The 22,475-nt window shown below is 48.4% G+C and carries 3 protein-coding genes; all 3 read left to right on the top strand.

Annotated elements, in window-relative coordinates:
- The first annotated feature begins 16 nt into the window (after positions 1-16).
- Positions 17-3,445: a non-ribosomal peptide synthetase gene (locus J3B89_RS04440; protein WP_215396276.1), complete on the top strand. Its 3,429-nt coding sequence runs from the start codon at positions 17-19 to the stop codon at positions 3,443-3,445.
- 202 nt (positions 3,446-3,647) lie between these two features.
- Positions 3,648-13,895, top strand: a complete 10,248-nt coding sequence (locus tag J3B89_RS04435) for a non-ribosomal peptide synthetase/type I polyketide synthase (protein WP_215396275.1) — start codon at positions 3,648-3,650, stop codon at positions 13,893-13,895.
- Positions 13,895-22,474, top strand: coding sequence for a non-ribosomal peptide synthetase (locus J3B89_RS04430; RefSeq protein WP_215396274.1), 8,580 nt, complete (start codon positions 13,895-13,897; stop codon positions 22,472-22,474). Before J3B89_RS04435 ends, J3B89_RS04430 begins: the two co-directional genes overlap by 1 nt.
- Position 22,475: the final 1 nt, after the last annotated feature.

The following is a 22,475-nucleotide window of genomic DNA, read 5'->3' as shown; positions in this document are numbered from 1 at the left end:
AGAATTGGAAATAGTAATGAATTTGCAAGAAATATTGGCGATGTGCGCCGCCCAGAATGTACAATTGAACGTCGAAAATGGTGAGTTTGAGGTATTGTTTGAAGAGTACCCAAGCGTCGAACTGATTGACCTACTCAAAGAAAACAAGCCTGCGCTGGTCAGCTTCATCTCCACCCATAATCCAAAGTCACTGGCAACGCGACCCATCAAACAGGTGGCAAGAGATGGTCTGTTGCGGCTGTCTTATTCGCAGCAACGCCTTTGGTTTCTTGACCATATGGGTGATAATTCGGTGCAGAACAATATTTCTACTGCGTTCAGTGTGGACGGTCTGCTCAGCATCGAAGCTTTGCAGGCTGCTCTGGACAAGATCATTGCTCGCCATGAAATACTCAGGACCAACTATGTTGAATCTCACGGCGTCACCTACCAGCAGATCTCCGAACCAGAGCCGGCCAAAGTAGAACTTGTTGATATCAGCGAGCTTAATGAAGTGACACGGCAGGTAAAAGTCCGCGAACTGATGTTAAGTGAATCTAAAGTACGTTTTGATTTGAACCAGTCACATAAGCTTCGAGTAATTGTGATTAAGCAATCCAAACACAGTCATGTCATTTTATTCAATAGTCATTTAATAGCTGCTGATGGTTGGTCGATGAACGTGATGGTTAAAGAATTTTCCCAGTATTACCAAGAGTTTTTAGAAAATGGCTCGGTGGTCAATCAGACTCTGAGCATTCAGTATGCCGACTATGCCGATTGGCAGCGTGAATATTTCGAAAGTGATTCATTCACCCAGCAGTTAAACTACTGGCAGCAGAACCTCGAAGACATCCCACTGGTACATTCACTGGTGCTAGACAAAAATCGTCCGGCGCAGCAAAGTTTTGAAGGGTGCAAATTGCGGCACACCATTGATGTCAATATGTTGGGACAGTTAAAAGCCTTGGCTGACGACAAGAGCATTACTTTGTTCATGCTGCTTGAAACTGCGTTTGCGCTGCTGATAGGTCGTTGGAGTAACGAAGATGATATTGTGATAGGCACACCAGTTGCCGGACGTATCAGAGCAGAAATAGAACCGATGATCGGTTGTTTTGTTAATAACTTGGTATTGCGTACCACGTTGCCGGAAAGGGCAAGCTTCAGCGAACTACTCAAAGTAGCAAAGAACAATATTCTCAACGGCTTTGCTAACCAGGATATTCCGTTTGAATTGTTGGTGGACACGGTTCACCCTATGCGCAGCCTCAGCCATACCCCGATTTTCCAGATCATGTTCAGGCTGCAGAACAACGAAAAAACGCAGCTTGAATTGCCGAATGCCGAAGTCAAATCGATAATGGGCGCCGATAATCTGGTGAAGTTCGACCTCGAACTGTCAGCCTCGCAAGAAGCTGACGGTCTGGATCTGGTCTGGAACTTTGCCACCAGTCTGTTCGAAAAAAGCACCATCGAGCGCATGGCTGAAAGCTATGAATTGTTGTTGCAATCTATTGTCGCTGACTGTGAACAGGATATTCATCGTTTGAATATGACCAGCGAAGCTCAGTTGGCTCTGATAGCAAAATGGAATGATAACGCTGCTGAGTTTGAGCAGGGAGAGGGCATGCATGAACTGTTTATGCGAACTGCATTAAAACAGCCAGATGCTGTGGCGGTAACCGACATTGAAGGTAGTATCAGCTATGAGCAATTACTACGCCTGAGCGTTTCTCTGGCGAAACAGTTGGCAGAACAGAAGGTGGCCTGCGAAGAGTTGGTGGGCGTACGCCTACCTAAAGGTCGACATCAAGTCGTTGCAACCATGGCGATTATGATGGTTGGTGGTGCATACCTACCGATGGAAACCGGATGGCCGGAGCAGCGTTGCGAAGGTATTTTGCAACAGGCCAATGCCCGCTTTATGGTGGTCCTTGACTGCAAAGAGGGGATTGATGGCTTTACTCAGATTAACATCAATGAAGTCAATCCGTTGGAAGGTTCACTCGATTCCGTGGCTGCAGCTGTGCCAGTCACCGGATGTGCCGACAAGCTGGCATACGTGATCTTCACCTCCGGTTCTACTGGACAGCCTAAAGGCGTGGCCATCGAACACGGTGCCGTGGTCAACACCTTGCATGATATCAACCGGACTTATGGTATGACGAGCTCTGACAAGGCGTTGGCAGTTTCGGCGTTGAGTTTTGACCTGTCTGTATACGATATTTTCGGCATTCTCGCCGCAGGTGGTGAAGTGGTCTATCCGGAACACGAAAAAGGGACTGACGCCGAGCACTGGGCTGAATTAGTTGAACAGCACAGTATTACTTTGTTCAATGCAGTACCTGCATCTGCAGATCTGTTGGCGTTGACTTTTGAGCGTCAGGGTAAAACTGGCACTACTTTGCGTAATATCTTAATGAGTGGTGACTGGATTTCACCAAGCTTACCGAAACGGTTGTGGGGCGTATTCCCTAACTGTAGAACCGATAGCCTTGGTGGTGCAACAGAAGCTTCGATTTGGTCTATCAGTTACCCGATCACGGAGGATACCAGCCACCTCAAGAGTGTGCCTTATGGTAAAGCTATGGCCAATCAGTCATTTCACATTCTTAACCGTGAGCAACAGCCAGTCCCTATTGGTGTGCCCGGTGAACTGTACATAGGTGGTAGAGGTGTTGCCCGTTGCTACTATGGTGATGAAAAGCGTTCCGCTGCTAGCTTCTTCTACCACAAGGGCTTGGGTAAAAACCTATATCGTACCGGGGATCTCGGACGTTACATGGCCGACGGCAACATCGAGTTTATTGGCCGTGCTGACGACCAGGTCAAAATTCTTGGCTTCCGAGTCGAGTTGGGTGAAATTGAAGCTGAATTAGCCAAGCTGGAAACTGTTCGAGAAGTCATCGTTATGGCTTTGGGCGATAAGCTAGCTCGACGGTTGGTTGCCTATATTATTCCAACTCATATGCCCGCCGAGGTCGATATTGCTGGCTTTAACAAACAGTTGAAGCAGAGCATCGCGAAAAATTTGCCGGTTTACATGTTGCCTAGTGCATTTGTATTGCTTGATGCTTTCCCACTAACCGCCAACAGTAAAGTCAATAAGAAAGCACTGCCCGAACCGGGCGAAATTATGGCCCCGCCAATTGTCGAACCCGAAGGCGCCACTGAAATCAAGTTGGCAGCCATATGGTCGCAAGTTTTGGAGCTGGAAAACGTTAGCGCTACTGCTAACTTCTTCGACCTCGGTGGCAACTCGCTGCAGTTGACTCGTTTGGTTTATGAAATTCGAGAAGGCTTTGATATCGAAATTTCGATCCGGGATGTGTTTGAGCGGACCAGCCTCAAAGACATGGCCGTGTATTTGGGAAACCGTCAAGCAGAAGACTCTGATGCCCAGCAATTCGAGCAAATAACTCGCGCCGAAGTCGATAAAGGTTCATTTGAAATAGTCTTCTAACACAATTGCTTCCTTCAATAGAGGTGCCAGTGTCTAGAAGGCCCGGCACCATTGGCTTTAATTGTGACCTGGAAATTGTCCTACCGTGGATTGGCAATGTTAAACGTTTGTTGAGTACGATCGTGGTTATCGGCCGCGACGTTCTGAAGCAATGGTAGAGCAGTGAACAGCGTGAAATACAACAGACCAAAGTTGGACAAAAATGAATATAAATGACTTTATCAAGTGGTGTCTCGAACAAAAAGTGGCCTTTACGGTAGACGGTAATAATCTGCGTGTTACTACCAAAGCAAAATCGATACCGCAAGATGTGCTGGCAGCGATAAAAGAAAGAAAAGCTGAGCTCGTGGCTTGGTTAAAAGTGCAGCAAGAGAAAAATCTGGCGTCAAAAAAACAGATTATTGCAAAGCTACGAACCAGCAACCAGCTTCCGCTATCATTTTCACAACAACGTTTGTGGTTTATCGAACAGCTGAAAATTAGTGAGACGCAGTATAATGTGCCAGTTGCTTTAATGTTTACTGGCTCACTGCAAATGGCCTCTTTGCAGTATGCATTGGACGTTATTATAGAGCGTCATGAAATTCTTCGTAGCGTGTACCGCGAAGTCGATGGTGAGGCTGTACAGGTGGTAGAGCCTGCCAAACCTTTGTCGATTCCTGTCATCGATTACATCGGCTACGGCTACACTAAACACGATTGTGTGATCAAAAGCCTGATAGCTTCAGAGTCATCCAAGCCATTTGACCTGAGCAAAGATCTAATGATTCGGCTGACCCTTATCAAGTTGTCTGCCGAGGAAAGTATCCTAATACTAGTAATGCACCATATTGCTTCTGACGGTTGGTCTTTGGGGGTATTCGAAGCAGAACTGATGCAACTCTACTTGGCCCACAAAGGCGGTCAGCAACATGCATTGACACCGCTGCCGATACAGTATGCCGATTATGCCGCATGGCAACAGCAATATTTAAATGAGCAGGAATTGAAGCAGCAATGTGACTACTGGCTGGGGCAATTATCAGGTCAGCCTTTGCTTCATGATCTGCCTAGCTCACAGATGCGTCCAAAGCAGCAGATATTCACAGGAAGAACCCTGGTGCAATCTTTTGACAACAACCTGCTGAATAAACTCAAGCAGTTGTCCCGTGAATTGGATATAACCTTGTTCATGCTGCTGGAGACTACCCTAGCTCTGCTGTTGGCGCGTTTCAGCCAACAACAGGATATCATCATCGGAAGCCCGATCTCAGGCCGTAACTATAAGGAAATAGAACCGCTGATCGGATTTTTCGTCAATACTCTGGTGCTAAGAACTCAGCTAAAAGATAACATGTCCTTTAAGGATTTGATCTCACATAACCGCGAGAATATTCTGCAAGCCTTTTCCCATCAAGAAATGCCTTTTGATCTGTTAGTAGAAAAGCTGGAATTGCCCCGTAGTTCGAGTTACTCGCCAGTCTTGCAGATAGCCTTCGTATTGCAGAACAATCAACCCTTGGATTTGAGTATACCTGATTTGGTGATTGAACATGTCAATACTGGTAAGAGCATGATCAAATTCGACCTTGAACTTGCGGCGTTTGAAGTAGAACAGGGGCTGTTGCTAAATTGGAACAGTTCTGACTGCATTTTCGACGAGCAGACTATGGACGCGTTGTGCAAAGGTTATGAGCTGTTGTTGTACGGCATTGTTGACGCGCCGAATGCTTCAATTTACCAACTGCCTGTGATTAGTGATGAGGACCTTTCAAAACAGGCGGAATGGGCGGGCAATTGCGGTAATGTCAGTCAAATTATTGATATTTGCTCCAAACAGCGTACTGATGGCGCAGTCGTGGCGGGAATACGGAGTTACGTGTTAGATAACCAACGCAATCCCGTGCCGGTAGGCATTCCGGGGTATCTTTATCTGGGGATTAATGATACGTCCAAACTAGACTTAACACACCTTGACTACAAGGCGCAAGAATCGGCGGGCGACAGTTTATTGCACCAGCCCAACGAGAGCCTAGTAAAGACACAACATTGGGTACGTTACAACCCGGTAGGTGAGTTGGAGTTTATCTGCACTGTAGATGAAAAAGTCAACGTGAACGGATTACCGTTACCGATCTATCATGTGCGTAAACAATTACAATCCCTTGATTGTCTAGCTGATGCCGCAGTTGTTGCGTTGGAAAATGACAATGGCATATCAATCGCAGCGTACATAGTCCCGTCAGCGGCCGATGCCGACCAGTCGGAATTGGTAGAAAAAGTCATTACTTTGGTGGCAGGTATGGTGCCTGACTACCTTCAGCCTAATGCCTATCATGTAGTGGAAAAAATAACGCGAAAGCCAGATGGCACTGTTGATATTGAAGCTTTGCCCAAACCAGGGAATGAAACTGAACAAAATTTTGTCGCTGCCCGAACGCCGACAGAGATGTCTTTGACCACATTATGGCAGGATATCCTTGGTAAAGCGTCGATTTCCATCCATGACAATTTTTTCGATCTAGGTGGTAATTCGCTCAGAGCCATGCGCATCGTCGCCGCGGTTTCCAAACAATTCAATGTTAACAATACCCTGCGGGTCTTGTTTGAAAAGGGCACTATTTCCAAGCTTGCGGCATACATCGACTCCCAGAACAAATCTGCCCATGTCACCATCGAACCCGTAGCCAAAGAGCTCCCTTTACCATTATCTTTTGCTCAACAGAGGTTGTGGTTTATCGATCAAATTACACCCGGCAGTAATCAATACAATATGCCCGCAGCGATGCAGCTAAACGGCAATCTCGATTTTCAAGCGCTACACCGAGCGTTTTCCATATTGGTAGTACGGCACGAAGTATTGCGCACTACTTACGAAGAGTCTGAAGGTCAAGGTGTGCAAATCGTAAACCCTGCTGAAGCTATTCCGCTGGATGTCGTCGACTTAAGCGCAATGCCTATGTCACTACAATCGGCAGAAGTTGAACGCATCGCAACTGAAGAAGCGGGGCGGCCTTTTGACCTGTCAAAAGACTTGATGCTTAGGGTGCGATTGTTAAAACTGGCGGATACCGAGCACGTGTTGTTGTGTAACATGCATCACATAGCTTCTGACGGCTGGTCTGTAGCTATCCTAGTGCAGGAGTTTGGCAGCCTTTATGACTCCTTCCGTAACGGCCGCCAGCACGAGCTGCAACCGTTGCCTATTCAATATGGTGACTTTGCCTATTGGCAAAGGAACACCTTTACGGAAGAAAAGCTCGATGCTCAGTTGAAATACTGGTCGAAGACCCTCGAAGCGATGCCTCAGCTGCACACGCTGCCGTTGGATAAGATGCGGCCTAAGCGCCAATCTCTGGTTGGCGGCAGCTATTATCAACATATCGACAACAGTTTGTTGGCGCAGTTAAAAAGCCTTAGCTTAAGCCTTGATATCACTTTGTTTATGCTGCTCGAAAGTGCTTTTGCCTTGTTGGTTGCACGTTGGAGTAATGCCGCGGATGTCGTAATCGGTACTCCGGTGGCTGGCCGTATCCACAAGGATATTGAGCCGTTGATTGGTTTTTTTGTCAACAGCCTGCCGCTACGGACGCGTTTTGTTAAAGGTATGAGTTTTGCCCAAGTACTTGAGCAAAACAAAACAACAATTCTCGAAGCATTCTCGAATCAGGACATTCCGTTCGAAATGCTGGTAGAGAAACTTCAGCCCAAACGTAGCTTGAGTCATTCACCGATTTTCCAATTGATGTTTGGGCTGCAAAACAACGAACAAGGTGAGTTGACACTGCCTGAGTTGTCTATTCAGCCGCTGCCTACTCGTCAAACCATGATTAAGTTTGATATGGAGCTGATGGTAACCGAACAACCCGATGGGTTGGCGCTTAACTGGAGTTTTGCTACCAGCCTGTTTGAGTTGGACACTATAAAACGTTTGGCTGCGAGCTTTGAATGTCTGCTGGCTGCATTGGTTCGTGAACCGCAGACTGATATCTATCATTTACCACTGATCACCAAGGCCGATATCGACCAGATCAAGACATTCAATGACAATGCGGAGGATTATCCCGACACCACCTGTATCCATCAAATATTTGAGCAACAGGTTGCAAAAACTCCAGATGCAGCAGCGCTGGAGTATCAAGGTTCAGTGTATAGCTATAGCCTGGTGAACCAAAAAGCCAATCAGCTGGCCCGCTACCTGCAGCAAAAAGGCCTTAAATACGGCGTATTGGTGGGGTTGAGTGTTGATCGCTCAGCGGAATCGTTGATTGCGATGCTTGCGATACTCAAGGCAGGAGCCTCGTACGTACCGCTGGATCCAGAGTATCCGCGTCAACGCGTGGCATACATGATACAAGACAGTGGAGTGGAATTGGTATTGACCCAATCTCATCTGTTGGAACACTTACCGGTTGCTAAGGACCATACTATCCTGATAGACCGTGCTGAGAGTTATCAAAGTTATAGTGCAGACAATCTCAGCAATATCAATGTTACCGGAAACTCTCAGGCCTATGTAATCTACACCTCCGGTTCGACCGGAAAACCTAAAGGCGTATCGCTTCGGCACACAGGTGCAGTAAACTTAGCACTAAACCAAATCCGTATATTCGAAATATCAAACAGCAGCCGGGCGTTGCAGTTTGCGTCGTTTAGCTTCGATGCTTCGATCTCTGAGTGGTTGATGGCCCTGCTGAGCGGCGCCTGTTTGTTTATGTGTCCGGGGGAATGCCGCACTGACCCAGGTAAATTAACGCAGTATCTTATTGCCAATAAGATCACCCACCTGACATTGCCTCCGGCGCTGTTGGCACAACTGGATTTAACGGACCAGTATCATTTTGAAAGCCTGATCATTGCCGGTGAAGCCTGCGAAAAACAAATCGCTTGGAAATGGGCTGAAAAGTACCGACTATTCAACGCATATGGGCCGTCGGAAGGCACGGTATGTACCAGTGCCGGCCAGATTTTACCCAATCAACGAATTACTATTGGCCATGCTTTGAACAATGTTTCCATGTACGTGCTCGACGAGCATGGCGCTGTGGCACCTATTGGCGTTGCGGGGGAGCTGTACATTGGTGGTGCCGGTTTAGCTAATAACTATTTGAATCGCCCTGATCTGACTGCCGAGCGATTTAGTGAAAAGTTTGCCCGTCAGTGGCCGCAAGTGCGCTTGTACAGGACCGGAGATTCCGTGCGCTGCCTAGCCGACGGCAGCTACGAGTTTTTGAACCGGATGGACGACCAGGTCAAGATCCGTGGGCATCGCATTGAATTGGGTGAGGTACGAGCTGCATTGGTCAAGCTTTCATTGATAGCAGATGCCTTTGTCATGTCCAGGCAGATAAGCACCGTGCAACAGCTCGTTGCCTATGTGGTTTTGTCGCCCGAAATCGGTGTTGATTCCACTTTGGCATCTGCACAAAACAAAAACGATTGGATTAGCAAGGTCAAGGTACTGCTGCGCGAAAGCCTGCCGGAGTACATGGTACCGGCATTCTTCGTCTCTATTAACTCAATGCCCCTGACGATCAACGGCAAGGTAGACAGCAAAGCATTGCCTCCGATTGAAAAGGCTAACACGGGCAAGACTTCCGGTAGTGCGCCGAACAGCCGCATCGAACACCAATTGTGTAAAATCTGGCAGCAAGTGCTTGGGCTGGAACAAGTCAGCATTTATGACAACTTTTTCGACATCGGTGGTAATTCGATCCTCAGCATTCAGATTCAAAAACAGATTGCCATTAACACCGATTATGAAATTGACATAACTGACCTGTTCGAATATCCCACCATTAACGAATTGTCTCGTTATCTCAGCTACAGCGTCGATAAAACACTGAGTAATGTTCATGCTATGAACGAAGCGGTAGCGGACGTTCCCAAACAAGATGTGGCCATCATTGGAATGTCGCTTCGGGTGCCGGACGCCGACACTGTTGAGCAATTTTGGGACAATATCAGCAACGGTGTTGAGTCGTTGCAAGAGTTTAGCGATGAGCAGTTACTCGAGGCTGGTGTGGGACGCGACATGCTCAACCACCCAAACTATGTCAAATCTGGGGTATTGCTTTCAGACATCAACACTTTCGATACCAACTATTTCGGTTTTACCCCGCGAGAGGCAGAGGTGATGGATCCGCAACAGCGGCTATTGTTTGAATGCTCGAATAATGCGCTGGAGAATGCCGGGTATGGTTGCAAAAAACGTAAGCGCGATGTCGGCGTATTTGTGGGGGTTGCCGAAAGCAACTATTTCTTTGGCCACTTGATGGGGCGGACTGAGCTTGAACAAACCCATGGGTTTGGCTTATTACATGCCAACAGCTCAGGTTATATGGCCACAAGGTTGGCTTATAAATTGAATTTGAACGGACCGAGTATCAATGTGGTCACTGCCTGTTCAACTTCTTTGGTAGCGATCCATCAGGCGTGCAACAGCTTGTTGTTACGTGAATCTAAAATGGCCATTGCCGGTGGTGCACGGGTAGGACAGTTTTTCCCAGCCGGATACATGTATAACGAAGGCGGGATCGTTTCGCCAGATGGCCATTGCCGTGCATTTGACAAAGATGCTCAAGGTACCCGAAGTGGCGATGGTGCTGGTATTATCGTTTTGAAACGGCTTGATGATGCAATTGCGGACGGCGATACTATTCATGCTGTTATCAAAGGCACAGCAGTGAACAATGATGGCTCAGACAAAGTTGGCTTTACTGCACCGAGTGTTTCGGGTCAGTCTGATGTCATTATTCGGTGCCAGGCGATTGCCGGAGTCAAACCTGAATCCATCCAATACGTCGAGACCCATGGTACCGGTACTAAACTTGGCGATCCCATCGAAATCAAAGCATTGACCAAAGCCTTTGCCGGTGTTAAGCGCGGATTCTGCGCCCTTGGAACGCTTAAGCCGAATATTGGCCATCTTGATGCTGCGGCGGGGGTAGTCAGCGTGATTAAAGCGGTGCAAGCGCTCAAAGCGGGTATGATCCCACCGAGTATCAATTACTCCGAGGCCAATCCTAGCATTGACTTCGCCAACACGCCGTTTTATGTCAACACGGAATTGCGAGAGTGGACGACTTCTGGAGGACCAAGGCGTGCTGGCGTCAGCTCTTTCGGCATCGGAGGTACCAATGCCCACGCAATCTTGGAGAAGGCTCCTGACTTTGTCGTTACGGAACCACGTCGCAGTGAAGAATTGATTGTGTTGTCGGCCAAGACCGAAACAGCGTTGGCTACTGCAAGCGAGCAGTTGGTGCAGCACCTGAAAAATCATCCTGAGCAGTCATTGAGTGATGTCGGCTTTACGCTCAAAGTCGGTCGTACGGCCCATGAACATCGTTGTATGTTGGTAGCGAAATCCATAGAGCATGCAATCGAGCAGTTGCAAAGTGGCGACGGTGTAAGCCGCCACAGCTTCTCAAGCAAAGGGCGGGTCAACAAGTCGGTGATATTGCTGTTTACCGGGCAGGGTTCGCAGTACGTTAATATGGCCAAGGAATTGTACGAGCAAGAGCCCGTGTTTCGTCAGCAATTGGATGAATGTGCAAATATACTGAGCAAGTATGCCGAAGTCGATATTCGAGACTTTATCTATCCACCGGTTGTGGATGAAAATGCCAAAACCATGCTAAATCAAACCTCAATAGCCCAGCCCGCATTGTTCTGCGTCGAATATGCCATGGCCACTTTATTACAGTCATGGGGGATCATCCCCTCGGCAATGATTGGGCACAGTATCGGCGAGTATGTTGCGGCATGCCTTGCAGGCGTATTTAACCTGGAAGATGCACTGAAACTGGTCAGCGAGCGGGCAAGGTTGATGCAAAGAGTCGACCCTGGCGACATGATTTCCGTGCCTATGGCAGCGAGTGAACTGCAGGGACTGCTGCAACAGACAGGTTGTTCCATGGCCGCTGTGAACGGTCCGCAAAACTGTGTGGCTTCCGGACCATCCTCTGCCATAGATACCTTGACTAAAGCGCTGGAAAAAAAAGGGGTGGCGGTGAGCGCGTTGCATACTTCCCATGCGTTCCACTCCAGTATGATGGATGTCATTGTCGATGATTTCCGTCGGTGTCTTGAGCAGGTTAGCTTCAATGCACCTCAGTTTGCATACATTTCAAACGTCAGTGGTAAATTTATCACTGAGCAAGAGTCGAGCAGCGTCGAGTATTGGGTGCAGCATCTACGGGGGACGGTTAATTTTGCAGCAGGCATAAATACTCTGCTGCGTGAGCAACAACTGTTGAACGTAGATAAGATCTTGATTGAAGTCGGACCGGGGATTAGTCTGACTTCGTTGGCAAGAAAGAGCCCACATGCTGCAGGTCAGATGCTGCTTTCGTGCATTCGCCATCCAAACAAAGCGGTCTCCGACTTGGCTTTTGTCAGTCAAATGTTGGGGCAACTGTGGTTGCATGGTTGCGACATTGACTGGCAGGGCTATTATCAAGACAGTAAAGTGAGCCGAGTGCCTTTGCCGACCTATCCGTATGAGCGACAGAAATATTGGATAGAAGCAGTAGACAGCAAGCAGGCCCCTGCCGTCAGCGGTTACAAGCAGTCGAACATCAATGATTGGTTTTGCGCGCCGACTTTCAGACTCGAGTCGAATATGGCCATCGAACCGATTGACTTGGCGAGTGAAAAGCAATGCTGGCTGATATTTGCCGATAGCTATGGTCTTGGTGCTGAGCTAGGCCAGTCCCTGGCTAGACAGAGCCAGAATGTGGTTATGGTTAATGTGGGTGAACAATTTGCCCGGCTTGACGGCAACAATTACGTGGTTAATCTCATTGCCGGGAATGATTATCAACTACTTAAACAAAGTTTGGACGATGCTGGATTGCGGGTCGATCGGATTGTCCATTGCTGGAGTGTTGACCAGCTCGGATGCAACGGAAGCGACAAGGCAGAAGTCTTTGAAGCCTGTCAGCGCTATGGTGTCTACTCGCTGCTTGCGGCAATCAAACAGTTTGCACCGACGCAAATTGATCATAGCCTGCAGGTAGATGTTGTCACTCAAGACATTTACCGGGTCACGGGCGAGGAAAAGATAAACCGCGATGGCGCAACTGTGATCGGCCTGTGTAAAGTAGTGCCGCAAGAGTATCCGCAAATTAAATGTAATGTGGTTGATTTGGGACTGTCTTCACTGTCGTCAATTGATAGTGCCGCGCTCAAACCTTTTGTGTTATCGCTGCTGTCTGAACTGTGTTTGTCTGCGCGCTCGGCAGATGTGGCGTTCAGGAGCCGACAGCGTTGGGTTGGAAATTACGTGCCTCATTTGACCGACAATAGCCAAATCCAGGCCCGGTCGATTAAACCGCAAGGGATTTACCTCATCACCGGTGGCCTGGGGAATATTGGCCTGCTGCTAGGTGGTGCCATTGCTGAGCAGGATGCGGTGAGAATTGCTTTTGTCGGACGCAGCGAATTTCCTGCCGTTGAAAATTGGGAGCAATGGCTTGCCAATCACCCCGACGGCGACCCGACCAGTACCAAAATTAACAAGCTCAAGGTATTGCAGGCTAGTGGTGCCGAAGTGATGGTCTGTGCAGGTGATGTTGCGGACTTTGGCCAGATGTCGGCTGTATTCGACAGGGTAGAAACCCGTTGGGGTCGCATTGATGGTGTGATCCATGCCGCCGGTTTGCTGCATGGGTCTATCAAGGCTATTGCGGAAACGACCACCGAAGATTTTGCCCTGCAATATCAATCCAAGGTTAAAGGTTTGTTGGTGCTCGAACAATTGCTTGAAGGTCGAAAGATTGATTTTTGCTTGCTGATGTCTTCATTGTCATCGGTGCTCGGTGGCCTCGGTTTTGCGGCATATGCTTCTGCGAATGTCTTCATGGACGCCTTTGCCAGGCAAAAACACAACGATGGTGATTTAAGATGGTTGAGTGTCAACTGGGATGGCTGGAACTATACTGCGCCGGGTCAGGCAGCAATGTTTGGCGACCAATTGAGCATGCTACCTGACGAAGGGATTAAAGCATTCAAACGTGCATTGGCTACTGGCATAGTGCCGCAATTGGTCAACTCAACCGGGGTGCTCGATCAGCGCCTGCAGCGTTGGCTTAAAGCGCAGGATGACCGCGGCAATATGAGGGTTTATTCGCGGCCTGAACTGGACATACAGTATGTTGAGCCGTCCAGCGAGATTGAATTCAAATTAATGAATGTGTGGCAGGAGCTGCTGGGGATCAGAGATATAGGTATCAAAGATGACTTTTTTGAGCTTGGCGGCGATTCGGTCGTTGCCACTCGAATACTGAGTGTAATTCGTCAACGGTTTGGCTTGGATGAATCTGTATTTGGAATCAAAGATTTTTTCGAAAATCCGACTATTGAAAAGATATCGCAGAAATTAACAGCAGGCCTTGAATTGAATAAAGCAAGCGAGATGAAGAGTCAACTTTCTGCTGCGGGAAAGAACATTGAAGAAGGGGTGTTGTAATGTATTTGGCTGAGCAATTGGTTAAAGAAGCCTTGCGTAGCGAGGTGGTGTTGTATCTCAAAGATGGTCAATTGGCATTTGTTGCCGAGCAAGGAAACTTCAGCGCCGAGTTGAAAGCCAAAGTCACTGGACACAAATCTAAAATTATCGAGTACTTACGTCAGCAGCAGCTTGAAAATCAGGCTTGCAATCAAAGTATTATAGCGGTGAAAGTCGATGCCATCAGACCGGTCGATCGTGACCGCTTATTGCCATTGTCTTATGCCCAGCAACAGATCTGGTTTGCCGAACTTATCAACGTTGGTGGTGCCAAATATAATATGCCGGTGGCGATTAAGCTGACCGGTAAATTGGACGTCGATGCGGTTTGTCATAGCCTCAGTGTTATTGTGGCAAGACATGAAGTGTTGCGCAGTACCTATTACAAAGTCGATGGCGACAGCTGGCAGCAGATTCATGCTCCCAAACCGGTAACCCTAGAACGTTTTGACTTGAGTGACCTATATGGCACCGAGCAAGACAAACAAGTTGAAGCTCTGCGCATAGCCGAGGCGTCTAGGCCGTTTGACCTATCCAATGATTTGATGCTCAGGTCTGCATTGATCAAATTGTCAGACAACGAAAATGTTCTCTTGTTTACCATTCATCATATTGCCTCCGACGGATGGTCTATGGGGTTGCTTGTCAATGAGTTTGCAGCCAATTACATGGCCTTTACCAATAGGCTGCAATCTTCACTGCCGGATTTGAAAATACAATATGCTGATTATGCATGTTGGCAACGGGAGTACATAGCCGAAGCCCAGTTGAACAATCAAATCGAATACTGGATGAAACAACTGTCTGGGGTATCCTCAGCGCCAGTGTTGCCGACCCAAAAGCGGCGTCCAGCGCAGCAAATCTTTACCGGTAGAGCAGTGGATATTGCCATCGGCAAAGAGCTAAGCGACAGGCTAGGTGAAGTCGCCAAAGTCCATAAGACCACGCTGTTCGTGGTATTGCAAAGCATGTTCTCATTGCTCATCGGCAGTGTAAGTCAAAGTCGTGATGTAGTGGTAGGAACACCCGTTGCGGGCAGAACTTCGGTGGATGTTGAACCGTTGATCGGGTTGTTTGTCAATATGCTGGCACTGCGCAGCGAAGTGGAATACAACCAATCGTTTACCAGCTATTTGGTGCAAAGTAAGGAGATGATTTACAACGCTTTTAATCACCAAAACGTGCCTTTCGATACCTTGGTGGGTTTGCTAAGCCCACAACGAAGCCTGGCGCATTCACCGATATTCCAAGTGGTTTTTAACTTTCAGAATGTCGGACAGGAACGGTTGGAATTACCTGGATTGGCTTTGGATTTTCTCGGAACCGAAGCGACTATCAAATTTGACTTGGAATTGACCGTCAATCAATCGTCAAGCGGTTTGAGTTTCAATTGGAAATATGCCGACAGCCTGTTCGATGCCGAACTGGTCGAACAAATGGCTACGATTTATAGTGCATTACTCGAAGCGTTGACGGCAGATTTTAATGCCAATATTGGTGAGTTTTTCGCAGTCAATTCGGTTGACGCTATCGTGGGGCAGTTGACTTATAAAACACAATCGTCCCAATTCATAGACGCAACTGCCGGTGAAAGAACCGACACTGTTGGTGGTGAAGAAATTAATCTCACAGCTTTGCAAGACTACTTGAGTCGTGAAGCTGGTGTAGATAGAGTTTATGCGACTGCGGTCGGTGGCGGTAATGAAAAACGCTTGGTGGCATTTCTCCAGCGGAAAGGCGCGAAAGCGGGCCAAATGCCGCTGGACAGCGAACTGACTGCGCGCTTGAGCAAGCAGTTTAATCAACACTATGTACCTGAGGTTCTGGTTAGTGTAGAGCAGCTCGAACTGCTCGATAATGGCGAAGTTAGCCTGAAAAAACTGCCGAAGGTGTATATTGCGCCAGCCACTGATGTCCATAGGAAGATGACCAGATTGTGGCAAACCGTATTGGAACAATCCAATATTGGGATCACAGACAACTTCTTTGATTTGGGCGGTAACTCTCTCAAGGCAATGCGCCTTGCCAGTGCCATTACCAAAGAGTTTGGTGTCGAAGATGCCATCCGTGCATTGTTTGAAAACAACACCATTGCTGAATTGTCTGCCTGGCTGGTAGCACAAACCAGCATTGAATATGTCGCCATACCGGTTTTTTCACGGGACCAGCCTCTGCAGTTGTCATTTGCTCAGCAACGTTTGTGGTTTATCGATCGACTAGAAGGGGGCAGCAGGCAGTACAATATGCCCGGCGCATTGCGTTTGCGCGGGTCTTTGAATCTGGCTGCATTGCAGCAGACATTAGATGCAGTGGTAGAGCGTCATGAGGTTCTACGCACCAGCTATGGCGAGCAAGACGATGTCGCCATACAAATCATCCATCCACCTTCTAAGATGACAATAACCGAAGTCGACCTGTCACAATTGAATGAGACAGAACAATTAGTGCAAGTCGAATATCAGTTGCAGCGTGAAGCAGGTTTACCCTTTGACCTGGCCAATGACTTGATGTTACGGGTACGCTTGCTGAAGCTGGCGGATGAAGATCACGTATTGTTGTTCACCATGCATCATATCGCTTCGGACGGTTGGTCCATGGGGGTGATGACCCGAGAATTCGTTACCTTCTATGGCGCATTTAGCCAGGGGCATGTTAACCCGATGCCGCCGCTGGATATCCAATACGCTGATTTTGCCCAGTGGCAACGAGCTCAGGTCGATGATCAGGAGATTGCCAAACATTTGGAATACTGGCATCGGGCCCTCGACGGTATTCCGTCGATACACAGTTTGCCGCTAGATAAGGTGCGACCTGCACAACAGCAGTTCAAAGGTTGCATTATAACCCGTCACTTTGATGCCGATTTGTGCAAACAGCTCAGTCATCTGGCTCAGGTGCAGGACGTCACACTGTTTATGTTGCTTGAAAGCGCATTTGCTCTATTGATCGCCCGTTGGAGTCACGAAAAAGATATCGTAATCGGCAGCCCAATCGCTGGGCGCACACAAGGTCAGCTTGAGCCACTGATTGGTTTTTTTGTCAACACACTGGTTTTCAGGCACCAGTTTGATGACGGGCAACGGTTTTGTGAACACTTGTCTAGGACCAAAGAGAAAACCCTTAAGGCCTTTACCTGCCAGGATATTCCGTTTGAAATGCTGGTGGATAAATTGCAACCGGAGCGTAGTCTGAGTTACAGCCCGGTATTCCAGATCTTGTTTACCTTGCAAAACAACGAGCAATCATCATTGGATTTACCGAACTTGATCGTCGAAGGGCTGCCCGGCGGCGAGAATACTATCAAGTTCGATTTGGAATTGGCGGTGCGCGCAAGCGACCAAGGGTTGCAGCTGGACTGGAACTTTGCCAGCAGCCTTTTCGACGCGACAACCATCGAACGGATGAGCGATAGTTTTGAGGTATTGTTGCGGGCAATAGTTGCCGATCCGACGAAACTGATTTACCAATTGGATTTCACTAGTGCAGCCGACAAGCAACAGTTGGCGCAATGGGCGCAACGTTGCAGTGAATTTAAAGAGCAGTTGTGTCTGCATCAACTCTTCGAGCAACAGGTGAAGGCCTATCCTGATCAAGTTGCAGTGTGCTGTGAGAAAGTAGCTCTAAGCTACCAGCAACTAAACGAACGGGCCAACCAAGTGGCCCGTTGGCTGGTTGAGCATGGTGTTAAACCCGACAGTCTGGTGGGCTTGTGTGTTGAACGCTCTGTCGACATGTTAGTCGGCATTCTGGCGATTTTAAAATCAGGCGGAGCCTACTTGCCGCTGGATCCGAATCATCCGACGGCCAGATTGGAGTATATTCTTGGCGACAGCGGTGTTGGTATCGTTTTGGGCCAACAGTCCATTAGAGATGGTTTGCCGTTAACCGACCAGCAGTTTTTTCCATTGGACGACCCTACCAGTTTCGGCAACTATTCCAAAGACAATCTGGATGTCAATGCATTGGGTATCAATGCTGCGAACATGGCCTACGTTATTTATACCTCTGGCTCTACCGGTAATCCTAAAGGGGTAATGATTGAACACCGTAATGTCACTCGGCTGTTTGCATCGTCCCAACAACATTTTGCGTTTAACGCTAATGATGTATGGAGCTTGTTCCATTCCTATGCCTTCGATTTTTCGGTATGGGAGATTTGGGGGGCGTTGCTATATGGCGGAAAACTGGTGGTGGTTTCGCGGGACGTTTCGCGTAATTTTGAAGCGCTGGCGCAATTATTAAAACAGGAAAATGTCACGGTATTCAATACCACCCCTTCGGCGTTTTATAACCTGATCGATGCCAGCGAAGGTGAAACCAAGCTGCGTTACGTCATTTTCGGCGGGGAAGCTTTGGAACACCAAAGGCTGCTTCCTTGGGTCGAGAGATACGGTTATGACAAGCCAGAACTGATTAATATGTATGGTATCACCGAGACCACGGTGCATGTCACATTCCGTCGTATCACCGAAGACGATGCGCTAGCTGCGCTGAGTAATATCGGTTTGCCGCTGGCTGACTTGTCGGTTTATGTCTGTGGCTATGATCATTTGCTGCCCATCGGCGTACCTGGTGAGTTGTATGTCGGTGGGGACGGTCTGGCCCGAGGCTATCTCAACCGGGAAGAATTGACTGCCAAACGTTTTATTGAAAATCCGTTTGGCCATAACGGTCATAAAAGGTTGTACCGAAGCGGCGATTTGGTGCGCCAGATGGCCAACGGCGAGCTAGAGTATCTCGGCCGGGTGGACGACCAAGTTAAGATCCGCGGCTTCCGTATCGAGTTGGGCGAGATCAATGCCCAGCTGGTTCGCCAGCCTGGGGTTAAAGAATGTGTCGTGGTTACCCAGGGCAAAGATACTGATAAACGTCTGGTGGCCTATGTGGTTGCCGAGCGCTCAACTCAGGCGGATTTCAATGAAGCCGACTTTGTCTATACCTTGCGCCAGTCTCTGAAACAGACGCTGGCAGAGTACATGGTGCCCAGCGCGATAATGGTTTTGGGCGCCTTCAAACTGACCGTCAACGGTAAAATCGATAAACGGGCCTTACCGTTAGTCGACATCAGCGGCCAGTTGGAAGCTCGCTACGTGGGACCGAAAAATGATACCCAGCGCGCCCTTTGTGAAATTTGGCAGGAATTGCTAAAAGTCAAACAGGTGGGGATCCACGATAACTTCTTCACAATCGGCGGCCATTCCTTGTTGGCGATGCGACTGTCTACAGCCGTCGAAGCCCGCCTTAGTGTTAAAATTTCGGTCAGGGCATTGTTTGAACACACCACTGTAGAAGCTCTGGCGGCTTTCATCGATACTCAGCAAGTAAGTGTATTTTCAGCGATTGAACCGGTATCCCGGGACAAGCCTTTACCTTTGTCGTATGCCCAAACCCGCTTATGGTTCCTTGATAAGGTCGATGGTGGCTCAGTTCAATACAATATGCCGGTGGTCATGCGCTTACGTGGTGCCCTGGACAAAACTGCGTTGCAGCATGCGCTAAATGGCGTGGTTGAACGGCATGAAGTGTTACGTACTACTTATGTTGAGGTTGATCAAATGCCGGCTCAGCAGATCAACGCTTCATCAAACGTGCCTTTGATGGACGTGGACCTGTCGGCTTTGGTTACCTCGCAGCAAGAAACTGAGGTGCAAAAGGCAATCATAGCAGAAGCAGCCAAGCCGTTTATCCTGAGCCAGGACCTGATGCTACGTGCCAGCCTGCTCAAATTGGACAACGAAGAGTACATTCTGCTCTTTACCATGCATCATATCGCATCGGACGGTTGGTCTATGGGGATTTTTACTCAAGAATTCGTGGCCCTTTACGACGCATTCTACCGGGGCGTTGACAGCCCACTACAACCCTTGCAGATCCAGTACGCCGACTTTGCCTATTGGCAGACCGGTGGTAAAGACGATGGGGACATGGCTGCCGGTCTCGAGTTCTGGACTAAGGAGCTGCAGGGCATTCCAGCAGTACACAGTCTGCCATTAGACAAAGCCCGCCCGGCTGAGCAGCAATACGACGGTGCAGTATACTCCCATCAATTTGATGGTGAGTTGATGGCACAGCTCAACCAAATGGCGCTGGCCCGTGGAACGACACTGTTTATTTTGTTGGAAAGTGCCTTTGCACTGCTGTTGGCGCGTTGGAGTCACGAAAACGATATCGTAATCGGCTGCCCGATAGCAGGCAGAACCCAAAACCAACTCGAACCGTTAATTGGATTTTTTGTCAACACCTTGGTGTTCAGGCACCAACTCGATGGTTCTCTGAGCTTTAACGAGTTTATCGAGCAGGCCAAACAAAAAGCACTGGATGCCTTCAATCATCAGGGGGTTCCGTTTGAAATGTTGGTGGACAGTTTACAGCCTCAGCGCAGTCTGAGTCATAGCCCGCTGTTCCAGATCTTGTTTACCTTGCAGAACAACGAGCTAACCACGCTGGAACTTCCGGGGTTGACCATAGAAAGACTCGACGGCGTCAACGATACCGCTAAATTCGATTTGCAACTGACTGTTGCCGAAGTCGAAGATGGTGCATGGCTCAATTGGAATTACGCCACAAGTTTATTCGAACATGGCACCATAGTGCGAATGGGCAAAATATTCGAGGTGCTGTTGCGCAGTATCGTTAAGGCGCCTGAAACGCCGATTTTCCAGTTGGAATTCATTGCAGAGGACGATATTACGCTATTGGCTCAGTGGAAAAGCCAAAATGATGAAACCAGTTCGAGCGAGTGTATTCACCTGGGCTTTGAACGTTATGCCGCGCAGCAGCCTGAACAATTGGCGGTTGCATTTCGTGAGCAGCGTTTGAGCTACCAACAATTGAACGAAAAGGCCAACAAACTAGCCCATCACCTGATAGCGCTGGGTGTCAAACCCGATAGCATAGTCGGTTTGTGTGTAGAGCGCTCAGTTGAAATGTTGACGGCCATAGTGGCGATTTGGAAAGCCGGTGGTGCTTACTTGCCTATCGAACCGAAAAATCCACAAGACAGGATTGACTACATCATTGTCGATAGCGGTGTTCAATTGGTGTTGAGTCATTCCGACGTGGTTAAAGAGACTAAGTTTGCCAGTGCTGAGGTGCTCAAACTCGACGACGAATCTGTCGTTTCCGGTTACTCGGACAGTAATCCTATTGTTGCCGGTCTTACCCCTGAAAATTATGCCTATGTTATATACACCTCTGGTTCGACCGGCAAACCCAAGGGCGTTTGTATCGAACATCACAGCCTGGCCCATCTTGGTTATCACCTGGATATCATTACCGACCAGTCAAAACTGTGGGGCTGGGTGGCAGCATTTGTCTTTGACGCGTCCTTGCAGGGTTTGACTCGCTTGGCTTATGGCGGCGGCCTCGTCGTACTCGACAATCGCCACAAATTGGAAACCGACCAGTTACGCGCGGTTTTACAAGAGCATTCCATCGACATGCTCGATTGTACGCCAGGATTGGCAGACAACTGGTTAAGCCAACAATTGGGAGATGTATTGCCGAACATGATTATCGGCGGCGAAGCCATTTCTCTAAACCTTTGGGGTAGCCTAGTGAAGTGGCAGCAACAATACAACCGAAAGGCCTTAAATGTATACGGTCCGACAGAATGTTGTGTCGATGTCACTTGGACGGTTATCGAAGGCGGGCTACCTCATATCGGTCGACCCCTTGGCAACAACCAGCTTTATATTCTCTCAAGTGAAGGTCAGCCACAGCCTATAGGCATACCAGGCGAGTTGTTTATCGGCGGAGCCGGACTGGCCAGGGGATACCTGAACAATCCGTTACTGACCGAACAAAAGTTCATTGATAACCCAGCCAAACAATGCAGTCCGCGCATTTATCAAACCGGTGATTTGGTGCGATACATGGCTAACGGCAATATCGAGTTTATCGACAGGGTCGACGATCAGATCAAAATTCGCGGTTACCGAATCGAGCTGGGTGAAGTGGAGAACCAACTTAGGGCTTTGGATACTGTCAGTGAGGCGGTTGTGCTCACCCAAGGCGACAGCCAGAACAAACAGTTGGTGGCTTATGTCATACCTGCCGAGCTGTCGCTAGCTGAAGATGAAAGAAAGTTCTTTTATCACTTGAAGCAAAGTCTACAGCAGTCGCTGGCTGATTACATGGTTCCGGCATTCTTTATGGTTATTGAGAAGTTTTCGCTTACCGCCAACGGCAAGGTCGATAAGTCGGCGCTGCCGAAGATAGACATCGAGGCGATGCTTAATGCCGATTACCTCGAACCCAGTACTGAAATAGAAATCTCGTTGGCGCAGATTTGGAGAGATATTCTTGGACTTGAGAAGGTCAGCGCTACCGCCGATTTCTTCGCGCTTGGCGGGAACTCGTTAAACCTGACCAGGCTTTATGCAGAGATCAAAAGCCAATACCAAATCGATATACCAATAAAAACTCTGTTTGCCACGAGCGGCTTGTTTGCACAGGCTCAACTGATAGAAATCAACGGATTGCTGAATACGGATGTTCCGGATTTGCTCGGCGTAGATTTGATTGAAGAGGAATTTTAGA

The sequence above is a fragment of the Rheinheimera oceanensis genome (assembly GCF_018831085.1).
GTDB lineage: Bacteria > Pseudomonadota > Gammaproteobacteria > Enterobacterales > Alteromonadaceae > Alishewanella > Alishewanella oceanensis.
This window is presented reverse-complemented; position numbering and strand designations above follow the sequence as displayed.

Bases quoted from the DNA above. Each gene is read 5' to 3' on its own strand.
- J3B89_RS04440 (WP_215396276.1), top strand. From the start codon at position 17: ATGAATTTGCAAGAAATATTGGCGATGTGCGCCGCCCAGAATGTACAA.
- J3B89_RS04435 (WP_215396275.1), top strand. From the start codon at position 3,648: ATGAATATAAATGACTTTATCAAGTGGTGTCTCGAACAAAAAGTGGCC.
- J3B89_RS04430 (WP_215396274.1), top strand. From the start codon at position 13,895: ATGTATTTGGCTGAGCAATTGGTTAAAGAAGCCTTGCGTAGCGAGGTG.